Consider the following 12,556-nt stretch of genomic DNA (forward strand, 5'->3'; position numbering starts at 1 on the left):
CAAACGCCGGCGAGGCTGAAAGAGCGGGGCTGAGCCCGGTGCCCCGGCGCGCGGATTCCGGATGCCGGCCCGGAGGGCTACGGCCTGTTGTCGGTGCGCGCAAGTAGGGTGGTCGGCATGGCCGACCCTTCCAGCTATCGCCCCGAGCCGGGCCAGATCCCGGACTCCCCGGGGGTCTACAAGTTCCGCGACGAGCACCGCCGGGTGATCTACGTCGGGAAGGCCAAGAGCCTGCGCCAGCGCCTGGCCAGCTACTTCCAGGACATCGCCGGCCTGCACCCCCGTACCGCCACCATGGTGACCACGGCCGCCTCCGTCGAGTGGACCGTGGTGTCCACCGAGGTCGAGGCGCTCCAGTTGGAGTACTCGTGGATCAAGGAGTTCGACCCCCGGTTCAACGTCAAGTACCGGGACGACAAGAGCTACCCCTCCCTCGCCGTCACCCTGAACGAGGAGTACCCGAGGGTCCAGGTCATGCGGGGCCCCAAGAAGAAGGGCGTGCGGTACTTCGGCCCGTACGGTCACGCCTGGGCGATCCGCGAGACCGTCGACCTGATGCTCCGGGTCTTCCCGGTACGGACCTGCTCCGCGGGCGTGTTCAAGCGCTCCGCGCAGATCGGCCGCCCCTGCCTGCTCGGCTACATCGGCAAGTGCTCCGCCCCCTGCGTCGGCCGGGTCACCCCCGAGGAGCACCGCGAACTGGCGGAGGACTTCTGCGACTTCATGGCCGGCCGCACCGGCGCCTACCTCTCCCGGCTGGAGAAGGAGATGCACATCGCGGCCGAGGACATGGAGTACGAGAAGGCCGCCCGGCTGCGTGACGACATCGGGGCCCTGCGCCGGGCGATGGAGAAGAACGCCGTCGTGCTCGCCGACGCCACCGACGCCGACCTGATCGCCGTCGCCGAGGACGAGCTCGAAGCCGCCGTACAGATCTTCCACGTCCGCGGCGGCCGGGTCCGCGGCCAGCGCGGCTGGGTCACCGACAAGGTCGAGGCCGTCGACACGGCCGGGCTCGTCGAGCACGCCCTCCAGCAGCTGTACGGCGAGGAGAAGGGCGAGGCCGTGCCCAAGGAGGTGCTGGTCCCGGCCCTCCCCGAGGACACGCAGGCGCTGGGCCTGTGGCTCGCCGAGCGCCGGGGGTCCCAGGTCAGCCTGCGGATACCGCAGCGCGGCGACAAGAAGGCCCTGATGGAGACCGTGCACCGCAACGCGATCCAGTCCCTCGCCCTGCACAAGACCAAGCGCGCGGGCGACCTCACCACCCGCTCCCGGGCCCTGGAGGAGATCGCCGAGGCCCTGGACCTCGACAGCGCCCCCCTGCGCATCGAGTGCTTCGACATCTCCCACCTCCAGGGTGACGACGTCGTCGCCTCGATGGTCGTCTTCGAGGACGGGCTGGCCCGCAAGAGCGAGTACCGGCGCTTCCAGATCAAGACGTTCGAGGGGCAGGACGACGTCCGCTCCATGCACGAGGTGGTCTCCCGGCGCTTCCGCCGCTATCTCCAGGAGAAGCTGAAGACGGGCGAGTGGGACCCCGAGGAGGGCGAGGACGCCGCCGGGTCGGTCCCGGAGGACGACGGGCGGCCCAAGCGGTTCGCGTACCCGCCCCAGCTGGTGGTGGTCGACGGCGGACAGCCGCAGGTCGCCGCCGCCAAGCGGGCCCTGGAGGAGCTCGGGATCGACGACGTCGCCGTGTGCGGTCTGGCCAAGCGGCTGGAGGAGGTCTGGCTGCCCGGGGAGAGCGACCCCGTCGTGCTGCCGCGCACCAGCGAGGGCCTCTACCTGCTCCAGCGGGTGCGTGACGAAGCCCACCGGTTCGCCATCCAGTACCAGCGGAACAAGCGCGGCAAGCGCCTGAAATCCGGCCCGCTGGACGAGGTGTCCGGCCTCGGCGAGAGCCGCAAGCACGCCCTGATCAAGCACTTCGGTTCGGTGAAGAAGCTGAGACAGGCGACAATCGACCAGATCTGCGAGGTCCCGGGCATAGGCCGTAAGACGGCCGAGACGGTGGTCGCGGCCCTCGCCCAGGCGGTTCCCGCTGGTCCTGCCGTCAACACGGCCACAGGAGAGATCATTGAGGATGAGACCCCCGCGCCAGCGGGAGCATCATCCGAACGGGGGACCGAGCAATGACCGAGCACGAGACCGCGCACGACCGAGACGGAGCACAGGTGAGTACGGGCACGACAGTGGAGCCCGGCGAGACCGCCGAGGCGGCCATCCCCGAGCTGGTGATCATCTCCGGCATGTCCGGGGCAGGCCGCAGTACGGCGGCGAAGTGTCTGGAGGACCTCGGCTGGTTCGTCGTCGACAACCTCCCGCCGGCCCTGATCCCGACCATGGTCGAGCTCGGCGCGCGCTCCCAGGGCAACGTGGCGCGCATCGCCGTCGTCGTCGACGTCCGCGGCCGCCAGTTCTTCGACGCCCTGCGCGAGTCCCTCGCCGACCTCGACAGCAAGGGCGTCACCCGCCGCATCGTCTTCCTGGAGTCCTCCGACGACGCGCTGGTCCGCCGCTTCGAGTCGGTCCGCCGCCCGCACCCGCTGCAGGGCGACGGGCGCATCACCGACGGCATCGCCGCCGAGCGCGACCTGCTGCGCGAGCTGCGCGGCGACGCCGACCTGGTGATCGACACCTCCAGCCTGAACGTGCACGAACTGCGCGCGAAGATGGACGCCCAGTTCGCCGGGGACGAGGAGCCCGAGCTGCGGGCCACCGTCATGTCCTTCGGCTACAAGTACGGCCTCCCCGTCGACGCCGACCTCGTCGTCGACTGCCGCTTCATCCCCAACCCGCACTGGGTCCCGGAGCTGCGCCCCTTCACCGGGCTCAACGAGGAGGTGTCGGGGTACGTCTTCAGCCAGCCCGGCGCCAAGGAGTTCCTCGACCGCTACACCGAGCTGCTCCAGCTGATCGCCACCGGCTACCGCCGCGAGGGCAAGCGGTACGTGACCATCGCGGTCGGCTGCACGGGCGGCAAGCACCGCAGTGTGGCCATGTCCGAGAAGCTCGCCGCCCGCCTCGCCTCCGAGGGAGTCGAGACCGTCGTCGTCCACCGGGACATGGGGCGCGAGTGACCGCACGGACCCCGCGGCTGAGCCGCCTGCGCCGCCTCACCCCGGGACGGGGCGAGGACGGCGGGGGCCGCTCCGGCCGCTCCGGCCGCAGACGCGGCGCCACGCCCAAGGTGGTGGCGCTCGGCGGCGGCCAAGGCCTGTCGGCCTCCCTCGCCGCCCTGCGCCGGATCACCGGTGACCTCACCGCCGTGGTCACCGTCGCCGACGACGGCGGTTCCAGCGGTCGGCTCCGGGAGGAGCTCGGCGTGCTCCCGCCCGGCGACCTGCGCAAGGCGCTGGCCGCGCTGTGCGGTGACGACGACTGGGGCCAGACCTGGGCCCGGGTCATCCAGCACCGCTTCCAGTCCGAGGGCGACCTGCACGGGCACGCCGTCGGCAATCTGCTGATCGTCGCCCTGTGGGAACAGCTCGGCGATCCCGTCCAGGCCCTCGACCTGGTCGGGAAGCTGCTCGGCGCGCAGGGCCGGGTGCTGCCGATGTCGGCGGTGCCGCTGGAGCTCCAGGCACTGGTCAGAGGGCACGACCCGGCCCGTCCCGAGGACGTGGACACCGTCCGCGGGCAGGCCACGGTGGCGCTGACCCCGGGCGAGGTGCTCTCCGTACAGGTGGTGCCCGGCGACCCGCCGGCCGTGCCGGAGGCCGTCGCCGCGGTCCTGGACGCCGACTGGGTGGTGCTCGGTCCGGGGTCCTGGTTCTCCTCGGTCATTCCGCACCTGCTGGTGCCGGAACTGCTGGACGCGCTCATGGAGACGAAGGCCCGGCGGGTGCTCTCGCTGAACCTCGCGCCGCAGCCCGGCGAAACAGAGGGCTTCTCTCCGCAGCGTCATTTGGAGGTTTTGGCCCGACACGCCCCTAAACTCGCCCTGGACGTGGTGCTGGCCGACGAGGCCGCCGTGCCCGACCGCGAGTCCCTCGCCGATGCCGCGAAACGGTTCGGTGCCGCGGTCGAGCTGGCGCCCGTGGCCAGGCAGGACGGTTCTCCGAAGCACGATCCGGAGCTGCTGGCCGCCGCGTACGACCGTATTTTTCGGATGCATGGAAGGATCGGCCCATGGCGATGACGCCTGCGGTGAAGGATGAGATCTCCCGCCTGCCTGTCACCCGGACCTGCTGCAGGAAGGCGGAGGTCTCGGCGATCCTTCGGTTCGCGGGCGGGCTGCACCTGGTGAGCGGCCGCATCGTCATCGAGGCGGAGCTGGACACGGGGATCGCCGCCAGACGCCTGCGCAAGGACATCCTGGAGATCTTCGGCCATTCCTCGGACCTCGTGGTGATGGCCCCCGGCGGACTGCGCCGCGGCAGCCGCTACGTGGTCCGCGTCGTGGCCGGCGGCGACCAGCTGGCGCGCCAGACGGGCCTCGTGGACGGCCGCGGCCGCCCCATCCGGGGTCTTCCCCCGCAGGTGGTCTCCGGGGCCACCTGTGACGCCGAGGCGGCCTGGCGCGGCGCCTTCCTGGCCCACGGCTCGCTCACCGAGCCGGGCCGGTCCTCCTCCCTGGAGGTCACCTGCCCCGGCCCGGAGGCCGCCCTGGCCCTGGTGGGCGCCGCCCGCAGGCTGTCCATCGCCGCCAAGGCGCGCGAGGTGCGCGGGGTGGACCGGGTCGTGGTCCGCGACGGCGACGCGATCGGCGCCCTGCTGACCAGGCTCGGCGCGCACGAGTCGGTGCTGGCCTGGGAGGAGCGGCGGATGCGGCGCGAGGTGCGCGCCACCGCCAACCGCCTGGCCAACTTCGACGACGCCAACCTGCGCCGCTCGGCGCGGGCCGCGGTGGCCGCCGGAGCCCGCGTGCAGCGCGCGCTGGAGATCCTCGGCGAGGAGGTCCCCGAGCACCTGGCCGCGGCCGGCCGGCTGCGCATGGAGCACAAGCAGGCCTCCCTGGAGGAGCTGGGCGCGCTCGCGGACCCGCCGCTGACCAAGGACGCGGTCGCCGGCCGGATCCGCCGCCTGCTGGCGATGGCCGACAAGCGGGCCCAGGACCTCGGCATCCCGGGCACCGAGTCGAACCTCGACCTCAGCGAGGAGATGGCCGACAACATGGCCGGTTAGCTCGTCCGGTACGGCTGAAGGGGCTCGCGCGATCACTCGTGCGGGCCCCTTTGCCGCACGCCCCATTGACATGAGCATGGGCCGGTCTTGAGTCTGGCGTCCGAACGCTTTCGTGGCAGACGACGCCCAGGGGGGCACATGAGTCACCGCGCGAGATCGATCCTCGCCGCAAGCGCACTCGTCTTCGGAACCACACTCGCCGTGCTACCCGCCACGGCGCAGGCCCGGCCGGTACCCGGCCCCGCGTCCGACGCCGCATCCGGCGCCGACGAGGTACGGGTCTACGACGCCGACATCACCCGGGAACAGGTCCCGCTCGTCCTCGCCGCGGGGCAGGACGCGCACGAGCTCAGCGAGCGGGCCCCGGAGACCGGGACGGCCCGGGTCGAACTCTTCCTCAGCGGTGCCCAGGCCGGGGAACTGGCCGCCCAGGGCGTCAAGCTGGCCGAGCGCAAGGTTCCCGCCCAGGGCCTCGCCCGTGCCAAGGCCGCCGGGGACGGGGTGTTCCGCCCGTACAGCGGCAAGGGCGGTCTCCAGGAGGAGATCCTGCGGACCGCGCAGGAGAACCCGGGGCTCACCAAGGTCGTCTCCATCGGCAAGACCGTCCAGGGCAAGGACATCCTCGCCCTGAAGGTCAGCAAGAACGCCAAGAAGACCAAGGACGGCGACAAACCGTCGGTCCTCTACATGTCCAACCAGCACGCCCGTGAGTGGATCACCCCCGAGATGACCCGGCGGCTGATGCACCACACGCTCGACAACTACGGCAAGGACGCGCGGATCACCCAGCTGGTGGACTCCAGCGAGCTGTGGTTCCTGCTCTCCGCCAACCCGGACGGGTACGACTACACGCACGCGGCCGACGGCCAGCGGCTGTGGCGCAAGAACCTGCGGGACAACAACGGAGACGGGAAGACCGGCCCCGGCGACGGGGTCGACCTCAACCGGAACTTCGCCTTCAAGTGGGGCTACGACAACGAGGGGTCCTCGCCGGACCAGGCGAACGAGACCTACCGCGGCCCGCGCGCCTCCTCCGAGCCCGAGACCGTCGCCCTCGACCGCTTCGAGAAGCGCATCGGCTTCGACTACGCCATCAACTACCACTCGGCGGCCGAGCTGCTGCTCTACGGCGTGGGCTGGCAGGTCGCCACCCCCACCCCCGACGACGTCGCCTACAAGGCGCTCGCCGGCACCCCGGAGAACCCGGCCGTCCCGGGCTACTACCCGCAGGTCTCCTCCGAGCTCTACACCACCAACGGCGAGGCCGACGGCCACGCCTCCAACGTCAACGGCATCATGATGTTCACGCCGGAGATGACCACCTGCCAGACCGCCTCGGCGAGCGACCCGAACGATCAGTGGAAGCCCGAGGACTGTGCCTCCGGCTTCAACTTCCCGGACGACGAGAAGCTCATCCAGGCCGAGTTCGCCAAGAACGTCCCCTTCGCGCTGTCGGTCGCCGAGAGCGCCGCGACCCCGGACCGGCCGAAGTCCTCGCTGGGCCTGAGCGCCGCCGACTTCACCGTGGACGCCTTCGCCACCTCCTACGTCGCCCGCGGCGAGGACCAGACGGTCTCCGTCACGGCCCGCAAGGCGCTGAAGGACAAGGAACTCAACTTCCGGATCAACGGCGGCCGCACGCACGACGAGGACCTCAAGGCCTGGAAGGGCGGCGAGGTCTACGGCGGCGACGACAACAACTGGTTCGACGAGTACCGCGCCGAGGTCGACGGCGCGAAGCCCGGCGACAAGGTCGAGGTCTGGTTCACCGGCCGCGACCGCTCCGGCAAGCAGGTCTCCAGCGAGCACTTCACGTACACGGTGGCCGAGCGGCCGCGCGCGGACGTCCTGGTGATCGCGGAAGAGGGGGCCAAGGCCCAGCACGCCCAGACCTACGTCGACGCCCTGCGCGCGAGCGGTAGGTCGGCGGCGGTCTGGGACGTGGCCGCCCAGGGTGCCCCGCACCACCTCGGGGTCCTCTCCCACTTCAACACCGCCGTCCACTACACCGGGGCCAAGACCCCCGGCGGCGACACGCAGTTGGCGGTGCGCGACTTCCTCAACGAGGGCGGCAAGCTGATCGAGGCCGGTGAGCTGGCGGGCGGCAACGCCCAGGTCGGCCGGGCCGTGACCAACGACTTCAGCCAGTACTGGCTCGGCGCGTACAGCCGTGCGAGCACTCCCGGGGCCACCGGCTTCGCCGGCGCCGGCGCCCTGAACGGGTCGCGGGGCACCGTCGGGGACGCCGCGGGCAACCCGCTGAACGCCCCCGGCGGATACACCGTGACCTCCGAGACCCTGGCGCCCGCGCAGTTCCCGCAGTTCAAGAGCGCCCAGGCGGGAGCCTTCAGCGGGGTCGTGAACCCGTACGCCCCCTACGCCGGCACCGGCATGGCCTCGGCCCTGCACACCGACGACGACTGGAAGCGCCTCACTCGTACGATCGACCTCACCGGCGTCACCGCGGCCGACCAGCCGCAGCTGAAGCTGGCGCTCAACTGGAACGTCGAGGAGGGCTACGACCACGCCGCCCTGGAGGCCCGCACCGCCGGCGGCGACGACTGGACCACCCTGCGGGACATGGGCGGTCTGACCGGTTCCGCGGTCCCGGAGGAGTGCGCGGCCGGCTTCTTCGTCAACGGCCACCCGTTCCTGCGCCACTACCTCACCCTCGACGCCGCCGGCTGCAGCCCGCAGGGCACCAGCGGCACGTGGAACAGCTTCACCGGATCCTCCGGCGGCTGGAAGCAGGTCTCCTTCGACCTGAGCGCCTACGCCGGCAAGTCCGTCGAGCTCTCGCTGTCCTACATCACCGACCCGGGCTCGGGCGGCCGCGGCGTCTTCGCGGACGACGCGCGCCTGTCCCTGCGGGGAGCGGACCAGCCCGTCGAGGGCTTCGAGACGTCCCTCGGCGCCTGGACGGCACAGCCCGCTCCGGCCGGCAGCCCCGATGTTCCCGGCGACTGGGCCCGGACCGGGGAGCTGTTCAAGTCCTACGCGGCGGTCACCACACGTGACACGGTGCTGCTGGGCTTCGGCCTGGAACACATGCCCAACGCGGCCGACCGAGCCCTACTCATCGGTAAGGCGCTGCGCACACTGCACCACTGACGAACGCCCCGGTCGTCACTCACCCTGAGTGACGGGGGTCGCAGTCCGAGGGTCCCGTTCCGCAGTGTCCGGAACGGGACCGTCGCAGGAGTACCCCCGGGAAGTAGGGGGAGTGTCAGGTCCCGACCGATGTCACCCAAAAGCTCACGGAGAGGTAGGGTCGTAAGCGGTCGGGGACATCCCATTTCAACTCGCCGGCGCTCTTACCGGCGCACCAACGAGGAGATCGGTTCGTGACGATCCGCGTAGGCATCAATGGTTTTGGCCGAATTGGCCGTAACTACTTTCGGGCGCTCCTGGAGCAGGGAGCGGACATCGAGATCGTCGGTGTCAACGACCTGACTGACAACGCCACCCTGGTGCACCTTCTCAAGTACGACACCATCCTGGGTCGCCTCAAGGCCGAGGTCTCCCACACCGACGACACCATCACGGTCGGCGGCAACACCTTCAAGACCTTTGCCGAGCGCGACCCCGCGAACCTGCCCTGGGGCGAGCTGGGCGCCGACATCGTCATCGAGTCGACCGGCATCTTCACGAAGAAGGCCGACGCCGCCAAGCACATCGCGGCCGGCGCGAAGAAGGTCCTCATCTCGGCTCCGGCCAAGGACGAGGACATCACCATCGTGATGGGCGTCAACCAGGACAAGTACGACGCGGCCAACCACCACGTCATCTCCAACGCCTCCTGCACCACCAACTGTGTGGCGCCGATGGCCAAGGTCCTCGACGAGAACTTCGGCATCGTCAAGGGCATGATGACGACGGTCCACGCGTACACGAACGACCAGCGCATCCTGGACTTCCCGCACTCCGACCTGCGTCGCGCCCGCGCCGCGGCCGAGAACATCATCCCGACCTCCACCGGTGCCGCCAAGGCCACCGCGCTGGTCCTCCCACAGCTCAAGGGCAAGCTCGACGGCATCGCCATGCGCGTCCCGGTCCCGACCGGCTCGGTGACCGACCTGGTGCTGGAGCTCTCCCGTGAGACCACGGTGGAAGAGATCAACGCGGCCTTCCAGAAGGCTTCGGAGGGGCAGCTCAAGGGCATCCTCGACTACACCGAGGACGCGATCGTCTCTTCCGACATCGTGAACTGGCCCGCGTCCTGCACCTTCGACTCCTCCCTGACCATGGTTCAGGACGGCACGCAGGTCAAGGTCGTCGGTTGGTACGACAACGAGTGGGGCTACTCCAACCGTCTCGTCGACCTCACCGTCTTCGTCGGCGGTCAGCTCTAAAAACGTAGGGCAAGGCACCACGATGTGAAGCACAGGGTCCGAGCAGCGCGACGAAGCGCCGCACGGGCCCTGTTGCTTGCCTCGTTATCCTTCCTCGCCCTTCGAGTGAAGGCTCAAAGGAGTAGAAATACATGAAGACGATCGATGAACTGCTCGCCGAAGGCGTCAAGGGCAAGCGGGTCTTCGTCCGCGCGGACCTGAACGTCCCGCTGGCCGAGGGCACCATCACCGACGACGGCCGCATCCGCGCCGTCCAGCCCACGATCGCGAAGCTCGCCGAAGCCGGCGCCCGCGTCATCGTGGCCTCGCACCTGGGCCGCCCCAAGGGCACCGGCGTGGAGCCGGCGTTCTCGCTCGCTCCGGCCGCCACGCGCCTCGGCGAACTGCTCGGCACGGACGTGGCGTTCGCCACCGACACCGTCGGCGCCTCCGCCAAGGAGACCGTCGCGGCGCTCACCGACGGCCAGGTCGCCGTCATCGAGAACCTGCGCTTCAATGCCGGTGAGACGTCCAAGGACGACGCCGAGCGCGGCGCCTTCGCGGACCAGCTCGCCGAGCTCGCCGACATCTACGTGGGCGACGGCTTCGGCGCCGTGCACCGGAGGCACGCCTCGGTCTTCGACCTGCCGGCCCGCCTCCCGCACGCGGCCGGCTACCTCATCGCCACCGAGGTCGGCGTCCTGAAGAAGCTGACCGCCGAGGTCGAGCGCCCGTACGTGGTGGTCCTGGGCGGTGCCAAGGTCTCCGACAAGCTCGCCGTGATCGACGAGCTGCTCGGCAAGGCCGACCGCATCCTCATCGGCGGCGGCATGGCCTACACCTTCCTCTACGCCAAGGGCTACGAGGTCGGCATCTCCCTGCTCCAGAAGGATCAGGTGGACGTCGTCAAGGAGTACATGAAGCGCGCCGAGGACACCGGGGTCGAGCTGGTCCTCCCGGTCGACGTCCTGGTCTCCTCGGAGTTCCCCGACCTCAAGGGCAAGACCCCGGCCACCTTCGAGGTCGTCGACGCGGACAAGATCCCCGCCGACCAGGAGGGCCTGGACATCGGCCCGAAGACGCGCGAGCTGTACGCGTCGAAGATCGCCGACGCCAAGACCGTCTTCTGGAACGGCCCGGTGGGCGTCTTCGAGCACCCCGACTACGCCGGGGGCACCACGGCCGTCGCCCAGGCCCTGCTCGACAGCAGCGCCTTCACCGTCGTCGGCGGTGGCGACAGTGCCGCCGCGGTCCGCATCCTGGGCTTCGACGAGAATGCATTCGGCCACATCTCGACCGGTGGCGGCGCCTCCCTCGAATACCTCGAGGGCAAGACGCTCCCCGGCCTCGCCGCCCTGGAGGGCTGAACCCGTATGACCACGCGCACCCCGCTCATGGCGGGCAACTGGAAGATGAACCTCAACCACCTCGAGGCCATCGCCCACGTCCAGAAGCTCGCCTTCGCCCTCGCCGACAAGGACTACGACGCCGTCGAGGTCGCGGTCCTGCCGCCCTTCGTCGACCTGCGCTCGGTCCAGACCCTGGTCGACGGCGACAAGCTGAAGATCAAGTACGGCGCCCAGGACATCTCGGCGCACGACTCCGGTGCCTACACCGGTGAGATCTCCGGCCCGATGCTGTCGAAGCTGAAGTGCACGTTCGTGGCCGTCGGCCACAGCGAGCGCCGCCAGTACCACGGCGAGACCGACGAGATCTGCAACGCCAAGGTCAAGGCCGCCTACCGGCACGGGATCACCCCGATCCTGTGCGTCGGCGAGGGCCTGGACGTCCGTAAGGCCGGCGAGCAGGTCGCCCACACCCTGCGCCAGCTCGACGGCGGCCTCGAAGGCGTCCCGGCCGAGCAGGTCGAGTCCATCGTGATCGCCTACGAGCCCGTCTGGGCCATCGGGACCGGCGAGGTCGCCACCCCCGACGACGCCCAGGAGGTCTGCGGGGCGATCCGCGGCCGGCTCGCCGAGCTGTACTCGCAGGAGCTGGCCGACAAGGTCCGCATCCAGTACGGCGGCTCCGTGAAGTCCGGGAACATCGCGGCGATCATGGCTCAGCCCGACGTCGACGGCGCCCTGATCGGCGGCGCCGCGCTGGACGCGGAGGAGTTCGTCAAGATCGTCCGCTTCCGCGACCAGTGAGTATGCGGTAGGGCGGATCCGTCGTACCCTTGCGGGGGCCAGAGGCTGAAGCATCAGCCCCTGGCCCCCGTGCACATCTCGCAAAGCCGGAAAGCCCGAAAAAGCCAGAAAGTAGGAATCAGCCGTGATTATGGGGTTCTCGATCGCCCTGATCGTGTTCAGCGCCCTGCTGATGCTGCTCGTGCTGATGCACAAGGGCAAGGGCGGCGGCCTCTCCGACATGTTCGGCGGCGGTATGCAGTCGTCGGTCGGCGGTTCCTCCGTCGCGGAGCGCAACCTCGACCGCATCACCGTGGTCGTCGGTCTGCTGTGGTTCGCGTGCATCGTCGCGCTCGGCCTGCTGACGAAGTCGAGCAGCTGACCGTTCTGGCCATTCCGGCAGTCCGGTCGGCACCGCCCGGCCTATCATGAGGTCCTGCGCCCTGGTTGCGGAACGAGTTATTCTGCTCCCCCCACCCGAGGGGATGATCCCTCCGCACACTGAACGTGAGTTGGGCTTTTCGTACCGGGGCATTACAGCAGGAATACCCTCACGCTTGGCGGCACCATCACGCAGGGGAGTTACGACCGTGGCAAGTGGCAACGCGATCCGTGGTAGCCGGGTCGGAGCGGGGCCGATGGGTGAGGCGGAGCGCGGCGAGTCCGCGCCCCGTCTGCGCATCTCCTTCTGGTGCTCGAACGGGCACGAGACGCAGCCGAGCTTCGCCAGCGACGCGCAGGTGCCGGACACCTGGGACTGCCCGCGCTGCGGGTTCCCGGCCGGTCAGGACCGGGACAACCCGCCCGCGCCGCCGCGTACCGAGCCGTACAAGACGCACCTGGCGTACGTACGGGAACGGCGCTCGGACGCCGACGGCGAGGCGATCCTCGCCGAGGCGCTCGCCAAGCTCCGCGGCGAGATCTGAGCCGGCTCGAAGAGTCCGACGTGAGGCCCGGTCCCACAGGAAC

The 12,556-nt window shown here is 70.1% G+C and carries 10 protein-coding genes; all 10 read left to right on the top strand.

The window, feature by feature from the left end; translation table 11 throughout:
- Positions 1-117 precede the first annotated feature (117 nt).
- The 10 genes from uvrC to BCL76_RS28320 all read left to right on the top strand — a co-directional run bounded on the left by uvrC (position 118) and on the right by BCL76_RS28320 (position 12,513).
- Positions 118-2,136, top strand: a complete 2,019-nt coding sequence (gene uvrC, locus BCL76_RS28275; protein ID WP_109782320.1) for an excinuclease ABC subunit UvrC — start codon at positions 118-120, stop codon at positions 2,134-2,136.
- Positions 2,133-3,080 (top strand): RNase adapter RapZ, encoded by a 948-nt coding sequence (rapZ, locus tag BCL76_RS28280; protein WP_030009073.1) that lies wholly within the window; start codon positions 2,133-2,135, stop codon positions 3,078-3,080. Before uvrC ends, rapZ begins: the two co-directional genes overlap by 4 nt.
- The gene (locus BCL76_RS28285; protein WP_109782205.1) at positions 3,077-4,141 is read left to right on the top strand and encodes a gluconeogenesis factor YvcK family protein; all 1,065 of its coding nucleotides are present in this window, start codon (positions 3,077-3,079) and stop codon (positions 4,139-4,141) included. Before rapZ ends, BCL76_RS28285 begins: the two co-directional genes overlap by 4 nt.
- Positions 4,132-5,127 carry a DNA-binding protein WhiA gene (gene whiA, locus BCL76_RS28290; RefSeq protein ID WP_030009075.1) on the top strand — a complete coding sequence of 332 codons (996 nt, stop codon included), beginning with the start codon at positions 4,132-4,134 and terminating at the stop codon, positions 5,125-5,127. Before BCL76_RS28285 ends, whiA begins: the two co-directional genes overlap by 10 nt.
- A 138-nt stretch (positions 5,128-5,265) precedes the next feature.
- Positions 5,266-8,238 carry a M14 family metallopeptidase gene (locus BCL76_RS28295; protein WP_109782206.1) on the top strand — a complete coding sequence of 991 codons (2,973 nt, stop codon included), beginning with the start codon at positions 5,266-5,268 and terminating at the stop codon, positions 8,236-8,238.
- Between the two features lie 233 nt (positions 8,239-8,471).
- The gene (gene gap, locus BCL76_RS28300) at positions 8,472-9,479 is read left to right on the top strand and encodes a type I glyceraldehyde-3-phosphate dehydrogenase (RefSeq protein ID WP_030762471.1); all 1,008 of its coding nucleotides are present in this window, start codon (positions 8,472-8,474) and stop codon (positions 9,477-9,479) included.
- Positions 9,480-9,610: 131 nt separating this feature from the next.
- Positions 9,611-10,825, top strand: coding sequence for a phosphoglycerate kinase (locus BCL76_RS28305; RefSeq protein WP_109782207.1), 1,215 nt, complete (start codon positions 9,611-9,613; stop codon positions 10,823-10,825).
- A 6-nt stretch (positions 10,826-10,831) separates the two neighbouring features.
- Entirely contained in the window at positions 10,832-11,608 is a 777-nt protein-coding gene (gene tpiA / locus BCL76_RS28310; RefSeq protein WP_109782208.1) for a triose-phosphate isomerase, read from the top strand.
- Positions 11,609-11,738: 130 nt separating this feature from the next.
- A complete protein-coding gene (secG, locus tag BCL76_RS28315; RefSeq protein ID WP_030009080.1) occupies positions 11,739-11,969 on the top strand; it encodes a preprotein translocase subunit SecG in 231 nt (76 codons plus the stop codon).
- 256 nt (positions 11,970-12,225) lie between these two features.
- Positions 12,226-12,513 carry an RNA polymerase-binding protein RbpA gene (locus BCL76_RS28320; protein ID WP_019885342.1) on the top strand — a complete coding sequence of 96 codons (288 nt, stop codon included), beginning with the start codon at positions 12,226-12,228 and terminating at the stop codon, positions 12,511-12,513.
- Positions 12,514-12,556: the final 43 nt, after the last annotated feature.

Source organism: Streptomyces sp. CG 926, assembly GCF_003148825.1.
In the GTDB taxonomy this organism is placed as follows: Bacteria; Actinomycetota; Actinomycetes; order Streptomycetales; family Streptomycetaceae; genus Streptomyces.